Genomic DNA, 21804 nt, shown 5'->3' with positions numbered 1-21804 from the left:
CCGTCGTAAAACGGGTTGACCACTGGGCGCCCGGGCCACAGGGCACGGGGGCGGTCCCCCCCCGCCGCACGCGACCGCCAATCCGTGTGGGGGGTCGCCCCCGGCGGGGCGGGTGATCGGACGATCGGCGAGGCGTGCCGCCGGGCACCGGGCCGCGATCCGGTCGTACCGGGTCGATCGGATCAGGCGGTGCGTGATCCGGACCGGCAGGGCCGCGATCGGGCGGTCAGGGGCGTGGGCCGCACCGGCGGAACAGTGATCGGATCAAGCCCGCCGAGACGGGACCGGGCCCGCGAGGCCGTGATCCAGACCGGCGAAGCCGTGACCGGACCCGCCGAGACGGGACCGCGCCCGTGAAGCCGTGATCCAGACCGGCGAAGCCGTGACCGGACCCGCCGAGACGGGACCGCGCCCGTGAAGCCGTGACCCAGCCCCGCGGAGTCGTGATCAGACCCGCCGAACCGCCATCCGGGCCCGTGACGCCGTGACCGGGCCGACGTGGCCTGACCAAGGGCCGGGATCAAGGGCCGGGATCAAGGGCCGGGATCATCCGGGGAGCAGTGCCAGCAGGCGACCTTTCAGACGCTCGTAGTGCTCGGCTCCGTAGAGGTCGGGATCATGGCTCGCCACGTCCCACAGGCCCTCGCAGGCCAGGCGCACGATCTGCGCGACCTCCGGATCCGGCTCGTCGCCGAGCCCCTCGCGGTGCCACCGGGCCATCGCCGTCCGCAGCGGCGCCAGCAGGTAGGGGTTGCCCGACGCGCCGGTCACCACGGCCCAGCGCCGTAACCTGCCGCTCCGCACGGCGGCGAACGTGGCCGCCACGTAGTTCTTCGTGTAGGTGTCGTGGCCCTGGGCGGCGACGAGCTCGTCGAACTCCTCGATCAGGCGCTCCACCATGCCCTTGATCAGGGCTTCCTTCGTGCCGAAGTGGTAGAGCAGGCCGCCCTTGCTGCATCCGGCGCGCTCGGCCACGGCCGCCAGGGTGAGAGCCTGGGAGCCCTGGTCGCCGAGGAGATCCTCCGCCGCGTCCAACAGCTCTTCCCGTCTCATGGCAGGTACTGTACCGTCTGGACGGTTTAGTGGTCAACTCCGATGATGAGCCGCTCGGCGGGCGCGGATACCCTGGGGAGGTTGACGGTCGAACTGGGGGAGGAATGCGGTCGTGAAGTCCGCCTATCTCGATCACGCGGCGACGACGCCGATGCTTCCCGAGGCGATCGCGGCGATGACCGCCCAGCTCGGCCAGGTGGGGAACGCCTCCTCGCTGCACGCCGCGGGCCGTCGTACCCGGCAGGTCGTCGAGGAGTCGCGGGAGACCATCGCGGCCGCGCTCGGCGCCCGCCCCAGCGAGGTCGTCTTCACCTCGGGCGGCACCGAGGCCGACAACCTGGCCGTCAAGGGGCTGTACTGGGCCCGGCGCGCCGCGGGCGCGACACGGATCCTCGTCAGCGCCGTCGAGCACCACGCCACCCTGGATCCCGCGCACTGGCTGGCCGACCACCAGGGGGCGACCGTCGAGCTGCTGGAGGTCGACGAGTTCGGCCGGGTGCGGCCGGAGACCCTCAGGGAGGCCGTCGAGCGCGATCCCGGCGACGTCGCCCTGGTGAGCGTCATGTGGGCCAACAACGAGGTCGGCACCGTCCAGCCGGTCGAGGCGCTGGCCGCGACCGCCCGGGAGTACGGGATCCCCTTCCACACCGACGCGGTCCAGGCGGTCGGCCAGCTCCCGGTCTCCTTCGTCGACTCCGGCGCCGACGCCCTGACGCTCTCCGGGCACAAGGTCGGCGGCCCGATCGGGGTCGGTGCCCTGCTGCTCGCCCGGGGCGTCGACCCGGTGCCGGTGCTGCACGGGGGCGGCCAGGAGCGCGACGTGCGCTCCGGCACGCTGGACGCGCCCGCCGCCGCCGGTCTCGCCGCGGCCGTGCGGATCGCGGTGGACCGGCAGGCCGGGACCGCGGCCCGCCTGGCCGAGCTCCGTGACGACCTGATCCACCGGGTCCGCCTGGCGGTTCCCGACGTGATCCTCAACGGCGATCCGGTGAACCGCCTGCCCGGCAACGCGCACTTCTCCTTCCCCGGCTGCGAGGGCGACGCCCTGCTCATGTTGCTGGACGCCAAGGGCGTGGAGTGCTCGACCGGCTCGGCCTGCTCGGCCGGGGTGGCCCAGCCCTCCCACGTCCTGCTCGCGATGGGCGCCGACGGCTACCGGGCACGCGGCTCGCTGCGCTTCTCCCTGGGCCACACCTCGACGCACGAGGACGTGGACCGGCTGGTCGAGGTGATCGGCCTCGCGGTCGAGCGCGCCCGCCGCGCGGGCCTGAGCTGATCCCGTACGCGTCCCGCGTCGTGTGGGCCCGGGAAGTGTCACGAGGGCCCGGGAAGTGTCCGAGGGCCGGGAAGCGGCATGTGGGCACGGGAAGTGTCACGTGGGCAGGGAAGCGTCACGTGAGCACGGGAGGAAGCGTGTTCCGGCTGGGAGAGCGTTCTAGGTGAGGAAGGGGGAGACGGCGATCCAGCCGGGGTCGGCGGCCACGTCGACCCGGGGACGGCCCTCCTCCCAGCTCACGACCAGCTCCTTGGCGTGGGCGGCCGCCTCGCTCACCGGATCGGCGTAGACGTGCAGCACCCGCTGCCCGTCGGCGCTCATGTGCGCGGCCAGGACGGCCCGGCCGTCCATCCTGCTGATCCGCCCCGCGAGACGCTCCTCGAAGTCGCGCAGCGCCTCCAGCGAGGACCCCTCGGGCAGTCCCTCGGCGTCGCGGTGCGCGTACGGCAGCGTGATCGCGATGTGCTGGTCGAACAGTGGGTGGTCGACCGGGCGGAGAGGGTAGCGGGCGGTGGCGATCAGGCGGGCGCCCGAGGGGGTCTCCCCCTCCAGCAGCGCCCACTGCTCGTCCCGGTAGCCCGACGCCAGGTCGGCGACCACGCCCGGCAGGTGCACGGCGGGCACCGCGTCGATCGGCTGGTACGCCGCGGCGGAGATGTCCCCCACCCAGCGGGCCACGTCGTCCTCGCCGAGCAGCCAGTCCAGGGCGAGCAGCGCCGCCTCGGTACGGGTCTCGTCGTCCAGCAGGGTGAAGATCGGATGGTGGGCGACCACGTCGACCCTGGGCCTGCCGTGCGGGACGCGCAGCCCGAGGACGAGCTTGTCGAGCGCGAACTCGTACCCGCCCACGTCGAGGGTGAGGTCCATCGCGTGCGGGTTGGCCTTCCGCGAGGGGTGGAACTCCCACGAGGCGTCGGCGGGCGGTGCCGCCGCGGCCCAGCGGTGCGCGACGGGCCGCAGCTCCGGGTCGCCCGCCGAGGTGACCACCAGGGCCTGCCCGGCGGCCAGGCCGGGGGCGATCTCCCAGACCAGGGAGGGGTGGACGACCAGCACCGCGGGCCCGATCCACTCGGCCAGCCGCTCGGCCTCGCCCGCGGCGACCATCGCGTCCAGATCCGGCCTGGCCTGCGCCCACCACGCCCAGAACTCGGTGATGCCGCCCGCCGGATCGGGAGCGGGCTCGTCTCTCCGCCCGAACAGTCGCATGACCCCGGATTCTCCCAGCCCGGCGGCGCACCTGCCAACGCGGGTACGCTCAAGGGGTTATGAGTCTCCGTGTGCTTGCCGCCATGTCCGGCGGCGTCGACTCCGCCGTGGCCGCCGCCCGCATCGCCGATGCGGGCCACGATGTCACCGGCGTCCACCTCGCCCTCTCCGCCAACCCCCAGTCCTACCGGACCGGCGCCCGCGGGTGCTGCACGGTCGAGGACTCGCGCGACGCCCGCAGGGCCGCCGACGTGATCGGCATCCCCTTCTACGTGTGGGACATGGCCGAACGGTTCCAGCGCGACGTGGTCGAGGACTTCGTCAGCGAGTACGCCGCCGGCCGCACCCCCAACCCGTGCCTGCGCTGTAACGAGAAGATCAAGTTCGAGGCGGTGCTGGACCGGGCCCTGGCGCTGGGGTTCGACGCGGTGGCCACCGGCCACCACGCCCGCGTGACCGACGGCGTGCTGAGCCGCAGCCCCGACCAGGGCAAGGACCAGTCGTACGTGCTGGGCGTCCTGACCCGGCAGCAGCTCGCTCACGCGATCTTCCCGCTGGGCGACTCCACCAAGGCCGAGGTACGCGAGGAGGCGGCGCGGCGCGGGCTCACGGTGGCCGACAAACCCGACAGTCACGACGTCTGCTTCATCGCCGACGGCGACACCCGGGGCTTCCTCGCCGACCGGCTCGGCGCGGCCCGGGGCCCGATCGTCGACGAGTCCGGCGAGGTGGTGGGCGGCCACGAGGGCGCCTACGGCTTCACGGTCGGCCAGCGCAAGGGGCTGCGCATCGACCGCCCGGCCCCCGACGGCCGCCCGCGCTACGTGCTGTCCATCGAGCCGGTCTCCAACACGGTCACGGTCGGCCCGCGCTCGTCGCTGGAGGTCACCTCCGTCGTGGCCGATCGCCCGGTCTGGAACGGGCCGGTGGACGAGCCGCGCGAGCCGCTGGCCTGCACGGTCCAGCTCCGCGCGCACGGCGAGGTCTACGGCTGCCGGGTGCAGCTGTCGGGCGGGCAGGTGCACCTGACGCTGGACGCCCCGGCCACCGGGGTCGCCGCGGGCCAGGCCGCCGTCCTCTACCTCGGCGACACCGTGATCGGCTCCGCGACCATCGCGTCGGCCTCCTGACGCCTCCGGGGCCGGCCGGGGCTCAGGGCGGGGATCCGGGCAGGACTCAGGGCAGGGTGACGGACTCGCCCGGGGGCAGGCGGCGCATCTCGGCACCCTGCCGGTCGGACTCCATCTCCAGCCACCTGTCGATCATGCTGAGCCCCCGGTCGTTAAGCAGGCCGTCGTGGGTGGCGATGGCGCGGGCGGGGCGGACCCGGCGCAGGTAGTCGACCATGTCCCAGACCCTCATCCAGGGGGCGTTGGCCGGCACCAGGAGGGTGGGCACCTCCATGTCCGGCACGGTGAACGCGTCCCCCGGGTAGAAGACCTCCTCCTCCACGAGGAAACCGACGTTGCCGATGATCGGCATGTCCGGGTGGACGGGGGCGTGCCACTCGCCGACGGCCCTCACCCCGAAACCGGCCGTCTCGAAGGTGTCGCCGTCCCGTACGGTCTGGATCTTCGCGGGGAGGCCGGCCAGCGTGGCGGCCACCGCCTCGTTGGTCCAGATCTCCAGGGAGGGGTTGGCCTCGGCGGCCCGGCGCAGCCGGTCGACGTCGGCGTGGTCGAAGTGCTCGTGGGTGATGAGCACGGCGTGGGCCCCGTCGAGCGCGGACTCCTCGCTGAAGACCCCGGGGTCGACGACCAGGACCGACTCGTCCTTCTCCAGGCGTACACAGGCGTGCCCGAACTTCGTGAGTCTCATCCCCCCAGCCTAGGGGGAGCCGGGTCGCGGCCCTCGGGGAGGATCGCCGCCCGGAGTGGTCGCGTCCGGGACGGTCGCGACCCGGGCCGGCGGTGGTCCGGAGGCGCGTGCTCCGGACCGGTCGCGGTGACAGGGACGGGTGTGACACGGGCCGGGTGGGACGGGGTCTCGCCCGGGGACGGTGCCGCCCCCGGGCGAGTCGCGGTCAGGTGATCACGGCCGGAGCCGTGCCGCCGTCACCGCCCCAGACGTCCTCGTCCTCGACGAGCCAGGTGGAGCGCTCGCGGTCCTGGTTGTTGTCACCGGACGCGCCGCCCATCGGCATGAACGGCATGCCGCCCATGCCGGCGGCCCGCGTGCCCGCGACACCACCGGTGCCGCCGATACCGCCGACGGGGTTCAGGGCGCCCGCCCCGCCGGTGGTGGTGCCGTTGCCGACCCAGGTACCCGGGCCGGTGGTGGTGTTCGGGCCGTTCAGCCCGTTCGGGCCGAGCGAGGGGACGACCGGGCCCGTGCCGCCCCCGGTGTAGGTGGGCAGGCCGGTTCCCGGTCCGGTCCCGGTCCCGGGACCCGTCGACACCGTGGGCACCGTGGGCGTGGCAGGTTCGAAACCGGCCAGCTGGGTGGCGCGCGGGTCGTTCGGGTTCAGCACGCCCTGCTGGTCGCCGGGGGAGTACGCCGGCGGCACGGTGCCGGTTCCCGGCTGTCCCACGCCGGGGTTGCCGACCCCCGGGTAGGCGGGGTTGCCCACGCCGGGGTTGCCCACGCCGGGGTTGCCTGCCCCCGGGTTGCCCGCGCCGGGGTCGACGACCCCCGGGTAGCCGGGCAGGCCGCCACCGCCGGAGCCGCCACCCGGATAGCCGGGAAGACCGCCCCCTCCCGAGCCACCGCCCGGGTAGCCCGGCAGGCCGGGACCGGAGTAGCCCCCGCCGCCGCCGGGGTAGCCCCCGCCGTACCCGCCCCCGCCGGGCAGACCCCCGTACCCGCCGCCCCCGGGGATTCCCCCGCCGGGCGGGCCGCTACCGGGCAGGCCGCCCGGGGGGATTCCCCCGGGGTAGTCCTGACCGGTGAGCGTGGGGTCGGCCGGGCCGCCCAGGAAGGGCAGGTCCTTCTCCACGGTCGGGGGGATGGTGTTGTAGAGATTGACCAGTTCCTTGTTGAGGTTCACCAGGTCGTCACGGGCGAAGTCGTTGTTCGACTTGTTGGTGATGAGGTACCCGCCGCCCACCTTCGCCGTGGCGATGTCGTCCCCCGGGAGGAAGTCGATCGCGTCGTACCAGCCCCCCAGGGACGACGACCTGCTGGCGGCGAGCTCGGTGTACTTGGGAAGGGCGTCCCTGCCGTACTGGACCAGCGGTGGCCCGAGCTGGCCGCAGCGGGTGGCCAGCTCGTCGACCGTCTTGTGAACCAGTTGGAGGGCTTTCTGCGCCTCGATCGAGGCGTCCCCGCTCCATACCTGAGCGAGCTGGCCGGCGACGTCCCTGATCAGGGCGTGGCTGCTCCGCAGCGTGCCCGCCGCGGAGGTGTAGGCGTGGCCCGCCTCCTCGATGGCCCGAGGGTTGGTGGCCTCGAGCATCTCCTTGATCTGGACGGCGCTGTAGCCGCTGTAATGGCCACGGCTGCCGATGTCCGGTGCGCTCTCACCGTCGAACTTGATGTGGTGAAGCGCGTGGTCGTTGCCCATCGCCTCAGCTCGCCTTGTTCGTGGTACTGGCCTGCTCGGCGTCCTGGTAGTTGTAGGCGGCGGCCCGCAGCAGGTCGATCGCGGCCCGATACCTGGCCAGCGTCTCCTGGTAGACCCCGCCGATCTTCATGTGGGCCTTCTGGGTGGTCCTGGCGACGTCCTTGGCGGTGTCCCAGGCGCCGAACTGGGCCTCGGTCAGGTTGGTCATGGCCCGCATGTCCTGCAGCGCTCCCTCGTTGGAGCCCTCCAAGCGCATGACGTCCTGTTCCAGGGCCTTGAGGAGTTGCTTGATGCGGTCGCGCCTGATCTCGACGGCGGGACGGTTCTTGTCGAGGCCGGGCCAGGAGGGCTCGGCTCTGTCTTCGGGAGGTAACATGCCTCTCTCCCCGGTGGTGAGGGGGCGCGGCGTCGCCGCGGCCCGATCGGTTCTCCCGGTGACGAGGGGGCCGCGGCATCGCCGTGGCCCACTCGGTTACCCGGTGTCAGCGCCCGTCGAACATCGAAACGTTGACCTTCTCGGTCTGCGCGAAGTTCTCCCTGCCGATCTCGATGACGCCACCGAGGCGCTGGAGCAGCTGGGCCATCCGGCCGGACGCGGCGTCCCACTGGGCGCGTGCGCCGTAGTAGGCGACGCGGGCGTCGCCCTCCCAGTCGCCGAGCAACCGGTCGAGGTCTCCCTCGAGTGTCTGGAGGGTCCCCTCCAGCATCTGCCACTGCCGCGCGAAGTCCGCGGCAGAGCGGTCCATCTGGCCGAAGTCGACAAGAGTGCGGTCAAAGTCGCTAGCCATGGTGATCCCCGTTTCTGAGCCGTGTCAGCTGTTGATGTCGGCGGAGAGCTTGGTGGAGACGGAGGACTGGTTCTCCTCCGCCGTCTCGTAGTTCTTCTGGATGGTCTTGAGCTTGAGGGAGAGGCCCTCCAGCTCGCGCAGGATGTTGGTCATCTCGGTGCTCCAGGCGTTGAACACGCCGTCGAAGGAGGTCGCCGACTGACCGTCCCAGCCCGCGCGCAGCTCCCCGCGGTGCCCTTCGAGCTGGGTCTTGATCTGGGTGATCGTGTTCTTGGCGTCCTGGGTCTTCTGCGAGGACTCGCTGAGCCGCGAGTGGTACGCGGAGGTCTTCTGAACCACGTGGCACCTCCATGGTGCTCGATGGACATAGGTATTTCGATCATTACAAAGTGGACAGGGGAATCATCTCGCCCCGATAACGGAACGGCGTACCGTCGGTAACGGGAATCACCGCTGCCCCAGTGGCATCGGGGCTCTCGCCGCCACCGGGTCGAGCGCGGGTCCCTGCGGGATCAGGTGCACGATGTGCGCGGGCAGGGGCGCGACGTCGGTGGTGGCGTACCCGAGACTCGGCAGTGACTGCGCGCTGGTGATCGCGTGGCGCCGCCCCTGGTCGCTGATCAGGAAGAGCGAGGCGACCGCGTCCAGCCTGCCGTTCCCCGGCAGGACGCCCACCAGCGCGGCGCTGCCCGGCGGGAGCACGACCTGGTCCACCGAGTCCTGGTCGAACCGGCCCCCGGGCGGCGCGGGGATCCGTACCGTGCTGCCGACGGTCAGCCGGGCCAGCGTCGATCCGCGCTCGGTGTCGGCGTAGACCGCGCACACCGGCGAGGCCGGATCGGGGGCGACGACCTTCGGCATCGTCGCGGGCAGTCCCGCCGCGTCGAAGCGGGTGGCCGAGCGCCGCATCCCGTTCGCGGTCGCCGCGTCGAGCTCCACGGCGCGCACCGGGGCCCTGCCGTACGCCCGCTTGCTGGCCGGGTCCTGGAGCAGCAGGTCGGCCTGGGCGGGGGTGAGCGGGGCCAGGCCGTCGCCGAGCAGGACGTACCACTTGGCCGTGCCGCCGGACGCCGCAGGCACGGTGTAGATCCGGCCCGCCGCCGAACGCCCGCCGTCCGGGCCGCGCACCGCCCGGCCACGACCGGTGAGCGCGGGCGCGCGGAAGTCGGGGCCGATGGGGAGCGCGTTGAGCCAGGCCGCCGGGACCTGCCGTGGCTGCTGCTCGGTCAGCGCCCGCAGGCTCTCGGTCGGCACCCGCATCCGCCGGTCCGCCCAGAGCAGCCAGGTCTGCGAGCCCTCCTCCACCACCATCGCGGTGTCCCGCCCGATCGGCGCGCCGCCGACCCCGATACCACCGATCAGCGAGGTGTACGGGGAACGCGCCCCGGTCGCGTCCACGCCCTCGACCACGCAGGCCGACCAGGGCGCGCGGACCAGCCGGTCGCGCGGCGGCAGCGACTCGGGGGCCCCGGGGATGCCGACCATGAGCCCCCGGGAGAAGCGCGCCAGGGAGGCGTTGGTGACGGTGCGCACCGTCACCCCCTGGGCGCCGCCGAGCAGCAGCCGGGCCGAGGTCACGTTGGCGACCGGGATCATCCGGTTCTGCGACGCGCTGTAGACGAAGGTCGCCCCCGACTCCTCCTCGACGATCACCGTCCCCGGTGCGGTGAGCGCGGTGGCGCCGCCCGGGCGCAGCAGCCCGTAGATGCCGAACCCCGCCGTTACCAGCACCGCGACCAGCACGCCGCAGAGCGTGGCCACGTTGTGCCTGCGCATCGGCGACTCGGGCACGTCGGGCTCGCCCTGGAGCAGGGCCATGCCCAGGCGCTGGGTCATCAGCCTGTGCGCCTGGTAGAGATCACGACGGGTCTGCATCCCACCTCCGCCTCGCCGGATGCGCGGTCGCCGACAGCATAGAAGCGCCCGTGACGGGCGGGACACGCGGTGCCGGTGGTGAACGGTGGTGATCGCGGACGTTTCCGCCCGTCGGCGGACGCGTGAACAGGCCGCCGAGGCGCCCGGAAGGAACGGCTGGAGATGGTAGGAGATGTCCGGGAACACGTGATCACGGGAGGCCGCATGACCCAGGAGAGGTACGTCACCTCGACGGCGATCGAGAGCATTCGCGCCGAGATCGAGGAGGACGTCATCCCGCGGCTCAAGGAGCTTCGCGCGATGCTGGGCGACACGGCGGTCGGCTTTCCCGGCTGGGGGCTCGTCGGCGAGGCCGCGGTCGGGATGCGCTACCGGACGGTCCAGCGCGACGTCGGGGAGAAGTTCGACGACGCCGTGGAGGTGCTGGAGTCGTGGGCGAGCGCGCTGGGCACCGCCCGCGCCAACTGGAGGGCGGCGGAGGACAGCAGCACCGTCGTCTACCGGTGACGGGTGAGTCGTTCACCGGTGACGAGTGAGGGGGAGGTGACATGGCAGCGAAACCACGGCCCAAGCCGCCGAGACCGGCGCCCAGGACGCCGAAGCCCGTGCCCGGGCCGAGCCCGCTGACGATGGCCAGGGGCGCCGCCAAGGGGGTGATCACGGACTCGTCCAAGGTCCTGTCCACCCTCAAGGGGGGCGCGCGGCTGGCACCCACCGCGTGGGCGGGCGTGGCGATCGCGGGCACCGCCGTGGCGAACGTCCCGGGCATGGCCGACGCCTACAACAACTGGGAGTCCATCCACGCGCGCCTGGACACCGCGGTGAAGAGCTACGTGGCCATCCTGCTCACCAAGGAGAAGGACGGCTGGATCGCCGACGACAGGGAGGCGTTCGACGACGCCGTCCAGCGGATGCAGGAGGCGCTGGAGAGCCTGCGCGCCTACGTCAAGAACGTCGCCGGGATCGTGGACGAGATGGGGGACGCCTACCGGGCGTACTGGCTGGCCATCGCCAAGATCGCGGCGACCCTGCTGGCCCTCGCCACGATCGCGGCCGCCATGCTGGCGACCCCGTACGCGGCGAACGCGGCGGTCAACCTGAGGATGCTGGGCACCATGGCGAGCCAGATCATCGCCGTCTCGACCGGTGCCCTGGGCAAGCTCGTCGCCGCGATGGCCGGAAGCATGTCGATGTACTTCTCCGGCAAGGCGTGGGTCCAGTCGTTCAACCTGGAGCCCACCGGGTCGGCCAAGGTGGACTTCACCAAGGCGAGGATCGACGCCTCGCTCCTGCCGTACCAGGTCGTGCCCACCGCCGGTCCCGGCCAGGTGCCGCAGCCGCCCAAGGGGCAGACGTTCGAGTGGCTGTCCCCGAAGAAGGAGAAGCCGGAGCCGTACAGATGAGCCGTTTCGACGCCTTCGACCCCTTCGACCGCCGCCCGGAGTACCCGTACCCGCGGGTCCCGCGCCCGGACGCCCCGCGCCCGCAGGCACCGCGTCCGGAGGACCCGCGTCCGGAGGACCTGCTCCCGCAGGACCTGGACGCCGTCGTGCGGGAGAGCGAGGAGACGCTGCGGCGCCTCGGCGACGTCGTCGGCGAGCTGGAGGCCGTCACCGGTGAGGGGACCGGCGCCGGCGGCCTGGCCCGCGCGCTGGTGGACGGCGCGGGGCAGATCAAGGAGATCACCCTTGAGCCGCGCGTCATGCGGCTGGACAGCCAGGCCGTCGCCGAGGCGGTGACCGAGGCGGTCCGCGCCGCCCAGCTGGACGCCAGGCGCGCGAACGAGGAACTGATCCGCGCCGCCACCGGTGGCGAGCCGGTGACGCTGGACATGGATGAGGCCCGCCGCCGGTTCGAGGAGATCGGCGACGACCTCGCCCGCGCCCTGGACGGCCTGGGACGCGGCTGAACCGGCCGCGCCGGACCGGCCGCGCGACGAGGCTGCCCCGGACCGGTCGCGCGGAGCCGGTCGCGTGGCCGGTCGCGTGGGGCCGGCCACGCGGGACCACCCGTACGAAGCGGTCCCGCGCGGCCGGGCCGGTCAGCCGGACAGGCCCCTGACGGTCGCGTACACGTCCAGCACGCCGAGCGCGAGCGGCAGCAGGCCAAGGACCAGCAGGAACTCCACGATGTCGCCGGCGCGCCCCCAGAACGGCGAGGGCCGCCGCACCGGCAGGAACAGCGCCATCCCGCACGCCAGCCCGGCCGCGCAGACCAGGCCGATCGTCACCGCCGGGGCCGAGCCCGGCACGGTGAGGGCGACGCCCAGGGTCAGCGTCAGCAGCCCCGTCAGCCCCGCCCCGAGCAGCCAGAGCCGCTGGCCGGTCCCCTGGAAGACGCGGGCGCGCATCAGCAGGGCCAGCGAGAGCGTGACCACGGTCGCGGGGACGGTCCACCCGCTCGCGGACAGCAGGGCCGGCAGCGCCCCCAGCGCCACCAGCGCGACCCCCGCGGTCAGGCCGGTGGCGAACCGCTCGGCCTCGGCCGCGCGCCGGCGGATGTCGGCGCCGTCGACGGTCTCGGTGTCGGCGCGCAGTTCCTCGGCGTTGCCGGGCAGCGCGGGCAGCGGGAGCCGCGCCAGCCGGAAGGACGTCGTCGGGATCAGCGGGGCGCAGGCCAGGATCACCGCGGCGGCCACCGCGGCGACGCCTGCCGCCGGGACGCCGGTGAGCATCACGACCGCCGAGCAGATCGCCCCGATCACCGCGGCCAGCCCGACGCCGAAGAAGTTGGGCAGTCCCTCGGCGACGACCCAGCCGGTCACGGTGGCGACCAGCGCGGTCACCGCGAAGGCGGCCAGCAGGCTGGGCGCCCCGAACAGGCCGGAGCCGGTGGAGGAGGCGGGCACGTACGCCCCGGCGAGGAACGCGTGGGGCAGCGCGGTGTAGCCGACGACCGCCCCGGCCCGGCCGTCGCCCGCGGCCCTGGAGAGCGCGGCTCCGGCCACCATGGCCAGGATCGCGCAGACCCCGGCGAAGACGACGACCACCGCCCAGCCGGGTCCGCTCGCCGCGAGCACGAGGACGGCCGCGACCATCGCGACCGCGGCCACGGTCAGCCCGGTGGCCCGGGTGTGCGCCGGTCGCCAGCGGCCGGTGCGCTCCTTGACGCCGGTCGCCACGGTGTCGGCGACGTCGTCGAAGATCGCCTCGGGAAGCTGGGAGGACCTGGGCAGCAGGTAGAGCACCTCGCCGTCCCTGATGCCCAGCTCGTTCAGGCCGGCCCCCGGCGGCATGGGGGGCGCGCCGATCCGCTGGAGCCCCCAGCCGCCGGCCGGGGGGATCGCGTCGGCCTCGCCGGTGGCGGTGAGCAGGTCGGGCAGCAGGTGGGAGAGGGGAAGGTCGGAGGGGACCGCCAGGTCGACCCGGCGGCGCGGGGTGACGACGGTGATGCGGCACAGCGGGATCGCGGTTACCTGGTTCACGGGCGCATGGTAGCCATCCCGGTGATCGTCCGACACCCGGCCCCGTCTCGGTTCCGCGCCGTTCACGGGGATTCCACCGAGAAAAGGACAGTGGTTCGCTACGGTATGCCCGGGACAAAATTAGCTTTACTCACATCGGGGGCGAAGTGGGCATAGTGGTCGTCCGGCGGCCTGAACGACGTCCGCCGCCGGTACCGCCTCGCGGTGAGATCCTGCTGGAGTCTCCGCCGGAGATCCCGGAGACCACCTCGGCGGGGTTCACCCAGGTGCTCACGTACCTGCCGATGATCGCCGGCGCCGCCGCGATGGGCCTGATGTTCGCCGGCAACGGCGGCGGCAACCCGATCATGTACGTGGCCAGTGGCATGTTCGCGCTGTCCATGGTCGGCATGTCGATCGGCCAGATGGGCCGCGCCGGGGGGGAGCGCAAGCAGCGGCTCAACGGCCTGCGGCGCGACTACTTCCGCTACCTGTCCCAGACCCGCGCCAAGGTCCGGCGCGCGGCGGGCAGGCAGCGCGAGGCCCTGGACTGGAACGGCCCCGACCCCGAGGCACTGTGGTCGATCGCGCTGAGCGCCCGCCTGTGGGAGCGGCGGCCGGCCGACACCGACTTCGGCGCCGTCCGGGTGGGCACCGGGGCCCAGCGGCTGGCCGTCCAGCTCATCCCGCCGGAGTCCAAGCCGGTCGAGGACCTGGACGCGATGTCCGCCGGAGCGCTGCGCCGCTTCGTCCGTGCCCACTCGACCGTGGCCGACCTGCCCATCGCGGTCTCCCTGCACTCCTTCGCCCGGGTCAGGCCCACCGGCCCCGAGGCGCCGGTCCGCGACATGATCAGGGCGCTCGTCGCGCAGCTCGCCGTCTTCCACTCGCCCGACGAGCTCAGGATCGCCGTCTGCGCCTCGCAGGAGTGGATGGCCCACTGGGAGTGGGTCAAGTGGCTGCCGCACGCCCTGCACCCGCACGAGACCGACGCCGCGGGACCCGTCCGGCTGATGACGAACGACCTGGGCGAGCTGGACCGGCTGCTGGGCGACGACTTCAAGAACCGGGCCCGGTTCAGGCCGGGCGTCTCGGCCGACGCGCTCCCGTACCACGTCGTGATCATCGACGGCGGCCACGTCCCGCAGGACTCCCCGCTGGGCGCGGACGCCATCGAGGGGGTCACGCTGATCGACCTCGACGGGACCACGACCCCGGCCGGGGAGAAGACGACGCTGCGGCTGCGCGTCACCGCCGACTCCTTCAGCCGGGTCACCACCGACCAGGCGGGCAAGGAGGTCGTCACCCCCCTGGGCAGGCCCGACCGCTTCTCCTACCTGCAGGCCGACGGGCTGGCCAGGAGGCTGGCGCCCCTGCGCGGCTCCCCGGCCGGGGCCGGGGGCGGCGACGCGCTCGCCGCCGACACCACGCTGGCCGAGCTGCTGGGACTCGGCGACCCGGCCGCGCTGGAGCCCGCGCTGCTGTGGCGTCCCCGGGCGCCGCGCAACCGGCTGCGCGTGCCGATCGGCGTCGGCACCGACGGGCGTCCGGTCGAGCTGGACATCAAGGAGTCGGCGCAGGGCGGCATGGGCCCGCACGGCCTGGTCATCGGCGCCACCGGTTCGGGCAAGAGCGAGCTGCTGCGCACGCTGGTGCTGGGACTGGCCGTCGCGCACTCCTCGGAGGTCCTGAACTTCGTGCTCGTCGACTTCAAGGGCGGCGCGACCTTCCTGGGCATGGACTCCCTGCCGCACGTCTCGGCCGTCATCACCAACCTCGCCGACGAGCTGCCCCTGGTCGACCGCATGCACGCCGCCCTGCACGGCGAGATGGTACGGCGCCAGGAACTGCTGCGCGCCACCGGCAACCACGCCTCGCTGCGCGACTACGAGCAGGCCAGGGAGCAGGGCGCCGACCTGCGGCCGCTGCCCACCCTGTTCGTGGTGCTGGACGAGTTCAGCGAGCTGCTCTCGGCCCAGCCCGAGTTCATCGAGCTCTTCGTGATGATCGGCCGGCTCGGCCGGTCCCTGGGGGTGCACCTGCTGCTGGCCTCGCAGCGGCTGGAGGAGGGCAGGCTGCGCGGCCTGGACACCCACCTGTCGTACCGGATCGGCCTGCGGACCTTCTCGGCGATGGAGAGCCGGGTGGTGCTCGGCGTGACCGACGCCTACGAGCTGCCCTCGGCGCCGGGCAACGCGTTCCTGAAGTTCGACACCACCGGGATGGTCCGCTTCAAGGCCGCCTACGTCTCCGGCACCTACACGCCCGAGCGCCGCGTGGTGCGCGACGAGCGCGCCGAGGGACGGCAGATCGTCCCCTACGGCGCCGCCTACGTCGCGCCGCCCCCGCGGGCCGAGCCCGAACCGGAACCCGAGGTCGCCACCCCCGGGCGCGAGTCGCTGCTCGACGTCGTCGTCCGCAGGCTCCAGGGTCAGGGCCCGCCCGCGCACCGCATCTGGCTGCCGCCGCTGGCCGAGCCGCCGTCGCTGGACGAGCTGCTCCCGCCGCTGAGCGTCACCCCGCACCACGGGCTGACGACCGCGCAGTGGCAGGGACGCGGGGGGCTGCACGCCCTGCTCGGGGTGGTGGACCGCCCGTTCGAGCAGCGGCGCGACCCGTACTGGCTGGACCTGTCCGGCGCGGCCGGGCACGTGGCCGTGGCCGGGGGGCCGCAGAGCGGCAAGAGCACCGTGCTGCGCACGCTGGTCGCCGGCCTGGCCCTCACCCACACCCCCGCCGAGGTGCAGTTCTACTGCCTGGACTTCGGCGGTGGCGGCCTGGCCTCGCTGGAGGGCCTGCCGCACGTGGGCGGGGTGGCCAACCGGCTGGACGCCGACCGGGTCCGCCGTACCGTCGCCGAGGTCACCGCGCTGCTCGCGCGGCGCGAGCGCGAGTTCGCCGAGCAGGGGATCGACTCGATCGCCACCTACCGGCGCCGGATCGCTCAAGGCGCCGAGGGTGGGGTGGACACCGGCGGCTTCGGGGACGTGTTCCTCGTGGTCGACGGCTGGCTCACGGTCCGCCAGGAGTACGAGTCGCTGGAGCCCGTCATCACCGAGCTGGCCGCCCGGGGTCTGGGCTACGGCGTGCACGTGATCGCCGCGACCAACAAGTGGTCGGAGTTCCGCCCCTCCATCCGCGACCTGTTCGGTTCCCGCGTGGAGCTGAAGCTGGGCGACGCCTACGAGTCGGAGGTGAACCGCAGGACCGCGATGGCCGTCCCCGAGGGCACCCCCGGGCGGGGTCTGACCCGCGACGGGCTGCACTTCCTCGGCGCGCTGCCCCGCGTCGACGGCGGCTCCCACACCGAGGACCTGCCCGCCGCCACCCGGGCGATGGTCGAGGCGGCCGCCGCCGCCTGGCAGGGCCCGCCCGCGCCCCGCGTGCGGCTGCTGCCCGCGGTGCTCGCGCCCGAGAGCCTGCCCGGTCCCGACCTGACCGGCGCGCGCATCCCGCTGGGCATCGACGAGAGCACCCTGTCGCCGGTGCTCGCCGACTTCGACGCCGACCCGCACCTGGTCGTCATCGGGGACAACGAGAGCGGCAAGTCCAACCTGCTGCGCCTGGTGGCCGAGGGGGTCGTGGCCCGCCACGAGCCCTCGGCGGCCCGCCTGATCGTCATCGACTACCGGCGCTCGCTGCTGGACGCCGCCTACACCGAGCACCGCATCGGGTACGCGGCCTCCTCGACGGCCGCGGGCGAGTTCATCGCCGAGATCAGGGAGTCGCTGACCAAGCGGCTCCCCCCGGCGAACCTCTCCCCGGAGGAGCTGCGCTCGCGCGGCTGGTGGAAGGGCGCGGACATCTACATCGTGGTCGACGACTACGACGTGGTGTCCTCGGGCGCCAACCCGCTCGTCCCGCTGATGGACCTGCTGCCCCAGGCCCGCGACATCGGCCTGCACCTGGTGCTGGCCCGCGCGATGGGCGGTGCCGGGCGGGCCATGTTCGACCCGGTGCTCCAGCGGCTCAAGGACATGGCCACCCCGGCCGTGATGATGTCGGGCCACAAGGACGAGGGCGTCCTGTTCGGGGTGCGCCCGCACGCGCTGCCGCCGGGCCGCGCCTACCTCTCCGACCGCAGGAACGGGGTGCGGCTCGTTCAGACCGCGTTCATGCCGCCGCCCGACCCGGGAAAGTGAACGGAAAGAGATTTAAGAGCATATTCCTCCGTAACGATGGACGAATATCATCTCTCCTGGAACACACGTCACGTCCAGGGGGAGGAACGTCGTGTCACATCCCGCGGAACCGATGGACATCAGTCCGGCCGATCTGAAGAGACGCAAGGAGGACTTCCACGTCGAGAACAACGAGCTCGGCCGGGCCATCACCCAGGCGATGTCCGCGCTCGACGGTCTCGGCGCCTTCTGGGGCGACGACGAGGCCGGCCAGAAGTTCGCCGGCGGCGGAGGCAAGGGCTACCTCGCCGCCCGCGACGAGGCCATGAAGCACGCCGGGCAGCTCAGGGACGCCTACTTCACGATCGGCGACAACCTGGGACTGGTGGGCGACAACGTGGGCGGGGCCAACTGGGCCACGGTCGAGGCGATGGTCACCGCGATCGTCTGTCCCCAGATCGACGCTCGCAGCAAGGCCGAGCTCGATTGAACCCCCTGGCATTCGTCAAGGCCAACCCGGTCACGACCGCGCTGGGGGCCGGCTCCATCGGCGCGAGCGGTTTCGTCCTGTCCATGCTCGGCGTGCAGTGGCCGGAGGGCGACCCGGACAAACTCCGTGAGGCGGCCGACGTCTGGGACCGGCTGGCCGAGGCCGTCGAACGCGCCGGCGCCGACACGAACGGCATCGCCGAGCAGGTCTGGAAGAACAACGGCGGCGCGGCCATCTCCGAGTTCAACAGGATGTGGACGGGGAAGTTCCGTTCCCACCCCGGCGAGGTCGCCACGTTCTGCCGGGCGATCGCCACGGCCTGCCGCGACTACGCCAAGGCCATCGAGATCACCCGGCAGGTGCTGATCGTGCTCGCGATCCAGATGTGGGTGAACATGGTCTACACGGTGGCCTGGGCCTGGGCCACCGCGGGCATCGGCGCGGCCGTGCAGAAGCAGATCATGGAAAAGCTGCTCAAGGGCCGCGCGATCCTGCAGATGAAGCTCTTCAAGATGAGCGTCGAGAAGATCATCTACAACGCGTTCTACTACCTGGGCGACAGCATCGCCTACGCCGGTGGCCAGCAGGTCATCCAGTGGAGCATCTTCGAGCTCAGCGGGGTCAAGAAGGACCTCAACGGCAACTCCGTCACCAGCATGGGGGAGAACGCCGAGCAGTTCGGCCGGGGCTTCGCGAGCAACATGGCCTTCAACGGGGTCTACGACCTGACCAAGATCGGCCCCTGGGGGAGGGCGTTCCCGCCCAACGCGCTGGGCAACCTGTTCTCCCGGCTGGCCGGCTCGGGGTCGTACACGGTGATGGACAACACGCTCCAGGGAGATCCCGGTCTGCCCAGCTTCGAGCAGTGGGTGTCCAAGCTGATCGTGCACGGCTCCCGGACGGCCAAGCCACCCGCCTGAGCGCGGTCTTGAGCCGGGCACGGTTTTCCGCCGGGCACGGTTTTCAGGTGAGCACGATCCTGAGTCGGGTACGGCCCTGAGCCGGGCACGGTTCTCAACCGGGCACGCCTTGAGCAGGGCACGACCTTGAGACGGGCACGGCCGTACACGGCCCGGAAGAGATCCGGCCCCGGGCGATCGCCCGGGGCCGGATCCATGTGCGCGCGCCGCGGGTCAGCCCTGGAAGGGCTCGTCCAGAAGCGCGTTCAGCAGTCCGCCGGTCTGCTCGGCCGCGTCCCTGGCGGCCTCGCCCGACGCCTTCAGGATCGCCTCGGCGAGGCCCTCGGAACCCAGGCGCAGGGCACGCGGGTCGAGGCACAGGGCCACCAGCTCGCCGCTGGCGAGCACCTCCACCTGGACGTGGCCGTCGGCCGTCTCGCCCCGGCCCCTGGTCTCGGCGAGGCTCTGCCCCACCTCCTCCATGCGGTTCGTCTGCTCCCAGATGGCCGCCAGAAGCCGGTCCGCCTCCGGATCACCGGTCAACGTGTACCCCTCACCCGAGGCGGCCGGCGCGTTCTTCCGCTCGCCCGGCCTCATGTGCAGCTCCCCCAGCCGAAGCCGGAGGAGACGCCCAGGACGCCGCCGGTGACGCGCACGCACTTGCCCTTGATCGGGAGGACGACCGGGCCGGCGTAGTACTGGTGGTCGCGCCGGTCGGCCCGGCCCTGGCCGCCCCGGACGTCGAGCGCGGCCCAGACCTGCGAGGCGGTGCCGACGTTCGTGGTCTTGAGGGTGACCGCGCAGCCGTTACCGCTGGAGGCGTTGTAGAGCAGGGAGGTCGTCCCGCCGTTCACGGGCGCCGAGCCCTGCACGGTGAAGCCCGGCCCGCACAGCTTCTCCGCGGTGAACGGGTTGGTCCCCTGCGCCGGAGGAGGTCCCGACGGCCGGGCGGTCGCCGAGAAGGTCGGCCGCGCCGTCGGCTTCACCGACGGGGCCACCGTCGGCCTCACCGTCGGCCTCGCGGACTGCCAGGGGGTGGTGGGTCTGGCCGTCTGCGACGGCTTGGGGACGGGCCTGGTGGCCGTCGGCCTTGTGGTCGCCGGCCTGGTCGCCGTCGGCCGCGCCGCCGGGGGCGGCGTCGGCGAGAGGGTGGGCACCGAGGTGGGGGTGACCGTCGGGGTCGGGGTCGGGGTGGGCGTCGGGGTCGGGGTGGGCGTCGGGGTCGGGCCGGTCCCGGGGGGGCCGCTCGGCCCCGGGGTGGGGGTGGGGCTCGGCACCGGTGTCGGCGTACCGGTCGGCGCCGCCTCCGGCTCGATCGGCATCGTCGGGGTCGGCGTCGCCGGGACCGTCGGCGTGGTCGACGCCTCGGGGGTGGGGGTCGCCTGCTGGGGCGCGGGAACGGTCGGTACCGCGGGCACCGTCGGCGGCGCGGTCAGCGGTCCGGTCGGCGCGGGGACCGGCGGGCCGGTGTAGGGGCCGAGGGTCGGGACCGGGGGCACCGTGGGGGCGTCGCTGGGCAGCCGCATCGGACCGACCTCGGCGGCCTCGGGGCCGGGCGTCGTGCCCCAGGGCACGGTCACCTTGCCCACCGGGTCGCCTCCGCCGCCCTGGGCGGGATCGGCGGCCTGGGGCTCCTGCTGCGAGCCGTTCGCCAGCCCGAGGGCGACCTGGGGGGCCGCGCCGTCGGCGGAGGCGCGCTCCAGCTCGTCCAGAGCGGTGTACCGCCCGGCGGCCCACAGTCCCAGCCCGGAGAGCAGGACGATCGCGCCGATGCAGGCGGCCAGCGCCATGGAGAGGCCGCCGGTCCTCTGCCTGGTCCGGGCGGCGGGCGGGGGCGCCTGAGCCGGGACGTCGGCGACGCCGGAGGCGGACGCGCCCTGGGGAAGCTGCGGAGCACCCCAGATCGACGTCGCCTGTCCCGACGGACGCGCCGGCGCGTCACCGGACGTGATCTCATCGGCCGGCAGGTTCTCCCCGTACACGGTTCCCGTGACGTCCGTGCCGAACCGCTGCCCGGACGCGGAGGCCGCCCGTGCCCCGATGTCCGAGACCGTGTCCGCTCCGGCGCCGGTCCCCGTGCCCGGCTCCATGATCGATCCCGTGCCCGATCCGATGCCCGGCTCGGCGCCGGTCACCACACCGGCCGTCGCGCCGGTCGTCACGGCGGCTCCGGTGCCCGCGTCGTGACCCGGGACGGTGTCGACGGTACCGATGGTGCCGGGGAAGGGGACGGGTTCCGGGGCGCTGCCGGTGTCACGGCCGGGGCCGCTGCCGGGGGCGTCGACGGGACCGCCGTCGCCGTCGATGTCGGCGACGGTGGCGGGGAGGGGGGCCGGTGCGCCCGGCGCCTCCGCCTCGCGCTCGCCGAGGAGGCGCAGCATGGCCGTCCTGGTGTCCGGCCGCTCGTCGGGCCGCTCGGCCAGGCAGGAGGCGAGGACGGGCCGGAGCTCGGCGGGCAGGCCGTCCAGGTCCGCCGGGCCGTGCTCGGGCAGGCCGCCGAACGGCGGCCTGCCGGTCGCCGCGTGGACGACGGTGGCCGCCCAGGCGAACAGGTCCGCGGGCCGCTCCGCCTCGGCGGAGGGGGAGGGGGAGGGGGACGCGGGGGCGGCGGACGTGGCGCCGGTCGCCGCGGCGAGGGGGTCGGCGCGCGGCCGCTCGGGGGCCAGGTAGTCCGGCTCCTGCTCGCCCGTGACGGGGACGAGCCCGATGTCGAAGACCCGCGGCCCGTCCGGCCCGAGGATCACGGTGTCGGGGGTGAGCGCCCCGTGGGCGAGACCCGACAGGTGCAGCGCGGTCAGCGCGGTGAGCGTGCCGGCGGCGAACCGCTCCAGCGCGTCCCCGGTGAGCGGCCCGCCCTCCGCGACCGCCTGCCGCAGGGTGGGGCCCTCGACGTGCTCGCGGACCACGTACGGGGAGTCGTCGAACCAGCCGACCTCCAGCAGCCTGGCGGTGTGCGCCCCGGAGGCCCGCTTGGCGGCGTTCAGCGCGGTCGTGATCCGCTCGCGCGCCTGCGCGTCGGCGTCCGGGCGGGGAGCGAGGAGACGGATGACGCGGGGGGTCTCGTCATCGAGAAGATGTCCCAGGTAGACGGTGTGGTCCGGGTCCGGATCGAGCCGGCCGACCAGGACGTGCACCCCGATACGCTGAGGATCTTCGGCCAGTAATGGGTACAAATACCCCATTGGATTCCT

Annotated in this window: 19 protein-coding genes; 8 read left to right on the top strand and 11 right to left on the bottom strand. The window is 73.3% G+C overall.

What is annotated here, in order from left to right; translation table 11 throughout:
• Window positions 1-546 precede the first annotated feature (546 nt).
• Window positions 547-1053, bottom strand: coding sequence for a TetR/AcrR family transcriptional regulator (locus ACLQ2R_RS09800; RefSeq protein ID WP_425959045.1), 507 nt, complete (start codon window positions 1051-1053; stop codon window positions 547-549).
• Between the two features lie 112 nt (window positions 1054-1165).
• Between ACLQ2R_RS09800 and ACLQ2R_RS09795 the strand changes: the two genes are divergently transcribed.
• Window positions 1166-2329 (top strand): cysteine desulfurase family protein, encoded by a 1164-nt coding sequence (locus ACLQ2R_RS09795; RefSeq protein WP_425959044.1) that lies wholly within the window; start codon window positions 1166-1168, stop codon window positions 2327-2329.
• A 159-nt stretch (window positions 2330-2488) separates the two neighbouring features.
• On the opposite strand, the gene ACLQ2R_RS09790 is transcribed toward ACLQ2R_RS09795, so the two are convergent.
• A complete protein-coding gene (locus tag ACLQ2R_RS09790) occupies window positions 2489-3535 on the bottom strand; it encodes a DUF695 domain-containing protein (RefSeq protein WP_425959043.1) in 1047 nt (348 codons plus the stop codon).
• Between the two features lie 59 nt (window positions 3536-3594).
• Here ACLQ2R_RS09790 and mnmA point away from each other — a divergent pair, with 59 nt between their 5' ends.
• Complete coding sequence (gene mnmA, locus ACLQ2R_RS09785) at window positions 3595-4665, top strand: tRNA 2-thiouridine(34) synthase MnmA (protein WP_425959042.1); 1071 nt, start codon at window positions 3595-3597, stop codon at window positions 4663-4665.
• Between the two features lie 46 nt (window positions 4666-4711).
• On the opposite strand, the gene ACLQ2R_RS09780 is transcribed toward mnmA, so the two are convergent.
• From ACLQ2R_RS09780 to eccB, 6 genes are all read right to left on the bottom strand, one after another.
• Window positions 4712-5353, bottom strand: a complete 642-nt coding sequence (locus ACLQ2R_RS09780) for an MBL fold metallo-hydrolase (RefSeq protein ID WP_425959041.1) — start codon at window positions 5351-5353, stop codon at window positions 4712-4714.
• Between the two features lie 205 nt (window positions 5354-5558).
• A complete protein-coding gene (locus tag ACLQ2R_RS09775) occupies window positions 5559-7037 on the bottom strand; it encodes a WXG100 family type VII secretion target (protein ID WP_425959040.1) in 1479 nt (492 codons plus the stop codon).
• A 4-nt stretch (window positions 7038-7041) separates the two neighbouring features.
• Window positions 7042-7413 carry a hypothetical protein gene (locus tag ACLQ2R_RS09770; RefSeq protein ID WP_425959039.1) on the bottom strand — a complete coding sequence of 124 codons (372 nt, stop codon included), beginning with the start codon at window positions 7411-7413 and terminating at the stop codon, window positions 7042-7044.
• Window positions 7414-7519: 106 nt separating this feature from the next.
• A complete protein-coding gene (locus ACLQ2R_RS09765) occupies window positions 7520-7825 on the bottom strand; it encodes a WXG100 family type VII secretion target (protein ID WP_386233934.1) in 306 nt (101 codons plus the stop codon).
• Between the two features lie 24 nt (window positions 7826-7849).
• On the bottom strand, window positions 7850-8164 hold the full coding sequence (locus ACLQ2R_RS09760; protein WP_425959038.1) for a WXG100 family type VII secretion target: 315 nt from the start codon (window positions 8162-8164) through the stop codon (window positions 7850-7852).
• 108 nt (window positions 8165-8272) lie between these two features.
• A complete protein-coding gene (eccB, locus tag ACLQ2R_RS09755; protein ID WP_425959037.1) occupies window positions 8273-9700 on the bottom strand; it encodes a type VII secretion protein EccB in 1428 nt (475 codons plus the stop codon).
• Between the two features lie 204 nt (window positions 9701-9904).
• Between eccB and ACLQ2R_RS09750 the strand changes: the two genes are divergently transcribed.
• Genes ACLQ2R_RS09750 through ACLQ2R_RS09740 form a run of 3 tightly spaced genes read left to right on the top strand, consistent with a single transcriptional unit; the run spans window position 9905 to window position 11609 of the window.
• Window positions 9905-10207 (top strand): hypothetical protein, encoded by a 303-nt coding sequence (locus tag ACLQ2R_RS09750; RefSeq protein WP_425959036.1) that lies wholly within the window; start codon window positions 9905-9907, stop codon window positions 10205-10207.
• A gap of 41 nt (window positions 10208-10248) precedes the next feature.
• Window positions 10249-11103 (top strand): hypothetical protein, encoded by an 855-nt coding sequence (locus ACLQ2R_RS09745; protein ID WP_425959035.1) that lies wholly within the window; start codon window positions 10249-10251, stop codon window positions 11101-11103.
• A complete protein-coding gene (locus tag ACLQ2R_RS09740) occupies window positions 11100-11609 on the top strand; it encodes a YbaB/EbfC family nucleoid-associated protein (RefSeq protein WP_425959034.1) in 510 nt (169 codons plus the stop codon). Before ACLQ2R_RS09745 ends, ACLQ2R_RS09740 begins: the two co-directional genes overlap by 4 nt.
• 132 nt (window positions 11610-11741) lie before the next feature.
• Here ACLQ2R_RS09740 and eccD read toward each other — a convergent pair whose 3' ends face one another.
• Complete coding sequence (gene eccD, locus ACLQ2R_RS09735; protein ID WP_425959033.1) at window positions 11742-13124, bottom strand: type VII secretion integral membrane protein EccD; 1383 nt, start codon at window positions 13122-13124, stop codon at window positions 11742-11744.
• 146 nt (window positions 13125-13270) lie between these two features.
• Here eccD and eccCa point away from each other — a divergent pair, with 146 nt between their 5' ends.
• The 3 genes from eccCa (at window position 13271) to ACLQ2R_RS09720 (ending at window position 18634) form a co-directional block, all read left to right on the top strand.
• A complete protein-coding gene (gene eccCa, locus ACLQ2R_RS09730; protein WP_425959032.1) occupies window positions 13271-17245 on the top strand; it encodes a type VII secretion protein EccCa in 3975 nt (1324 codons plus the stop codon).
• Between the two features lie 91 nt (window positions 17246-17336).
• Complete coding sequence (locus tag ACLQ2R_RS09725; protein ID WP_425959031.1) at window positions 17337-17714, top strand: hypothetical protein; 378 nt, start codon at window positions 17337-17339, stop codon at window positions 17712-17714.
• Window positions 17711-18634, top strand: a complete 924-nt coding sequence (locus ACLQ2R_RS09720; RefSeq protein WP_425959030.1) for a hypothetical protein — start codon at window positions 17711-17713, stop codon at window positions 18632-18634. Before ACLQ2R_RS09725 ends, ACLQ2R_RS09720 begins: the two co-directional genes overlap by 4 nt.
• A 213-nt stretch (window positions 18635-18847) precedes the next feature.
• Here ACLQ2R_RS09720 and ACLQ2R_RS09715 read toward each other — a convergent pair whose 3' ends face one another.
• Complete coding sequence (locus tag ACLQ2R_RS09715; RefSeq protein ID WP_425959028.1) at window positions 18848-19210, bottom strand: YbaB/EbfC family nucleoid-associated protein; 363 nt, start codon at window positions 19208-19210, stop codon at window positions 18848-18850.
• Window positions 19207-21795: a serine/threonine protein kinase gene (locus ACLQ2R_RS09710; RefSeq protein ID WP_425959027.1), complete on the bottom strand. Its 2589-nt coding sequence runs from the start codon at window positions 21793-21795 to the stop codon at window positions 19207-19209. The genes ACLQ2R_RS09715 and ACLQ2R_RS09710 overlap by 4 nt, the downstream gene beginning before the upstream one ends.
• Between the last annotated feature and the right edge of the window lie 9 nt (window positions 21796-21804).

Source organism: Streptosporangium sp. DT93 (assembly GCF_049844535.1).
Taxonomy (GTDB): domain Bacteria; phylum Actinomycetota; class Actinomycetes; order Streptosporangiales; family Streptosporangiaceae; genus Streptosporangium.
Note: the sequence above shows the minus strand (reverse complement) of the source record. Positions and strands in the feature narration are given on the sequence as shown.

Coding starts and splice junctions, on each gene's coding strand:
- ACLQ2R_RS09800 (WP_425959045.1), bottom strand. CDS start 1,053: ATGAGACGGGAAGAGCTGTTGGACGCGGCGGAGGATCTCCTCGGCGAC.
- ACLQ2R_RS09790 (WP_425959043.1), bottom strand. CDS start 3,535: ATGCGACTGTTCGGGCGGAGAGACGAGCCCGCTCCCGATCCGGCGGGC.
- mnmA (WP_425959042.1), top strand. CDS start 3,595: ATGAGTCTCCGTGTGCTTGCCGCCATGTCCGGCGGCGTCGACTCCGCC.
- ACLQ2R_RS09780 (WP_425959041.1), bottom strand. CDS start 5,353: ATGAGACTCACGAAGTTCGGGCACGCCTGTGTACGCCTGGAGAAGGAC.
- ACLQ2R_RS09775 (WP_425959040.1), bottom strand. CDS start 7,037: ATGGGCAACGACCACGCGCTTCACCACATCAAGTTCGACGGTGAGAGC.
- ACLQ2R_RS09770 (WP_425959039.1), bottom strand. CDS start 7,413: ATGTTACCTCCCGAAGACAGAGCCGAGCCCTCCTGGCCCGGCCTCGAC.
- ACLQ2R_RS09765 (WP_386233934.1), bottom strand. CDS start 7,825: ATGGCTAGCGACTTTGACCGCACTCTTGTCGACTTCGGCCAGATGGAC.
- eccB (WP_425959037.1), bottom strand. CDS start 9,700: ATGCAGACCCGTCGTGATCTCTACCAGGCGCACAGGCTGATGACCCAG.
- ACLQ2R_RS09750 (WP_425959036.1), top strand. CDS start 9,905: ATGACCCAGGAGAGGTACGTCACCTCGACGGCGATCGAGAGCATTCGC.
- ACLQ2R_RS09745 (WP_425959035.1), top strand. CDS start 10,249: ATGGCAGCGAAACCACGGCCCAAGCCGCCGAGACCGGCGCCCAGGACG.
- ACLQ2R_RS09740 (WP_425959034.1), top strand. CDS start 11,100: ATGAGCCGTTTCGACGCCTTCGACCCCTTCGACCGCCGCCCGGAGTAC.
- ACLQ2R_RS09715 (WP_425959028.1), bottom strand. CDS start 19,210: ATGAGGCCGGGCGAGCGGAAGAACGCGCCGGCCGCCTCGGGTGAGGGG.
- ACLQ2R_RS09710 (WP_425959027.1), bottom strand. CDS start 21,795: ATGGGGTATTTGTACCCATTACTGGCCGAAGATCCTCAGCGTATCGGG.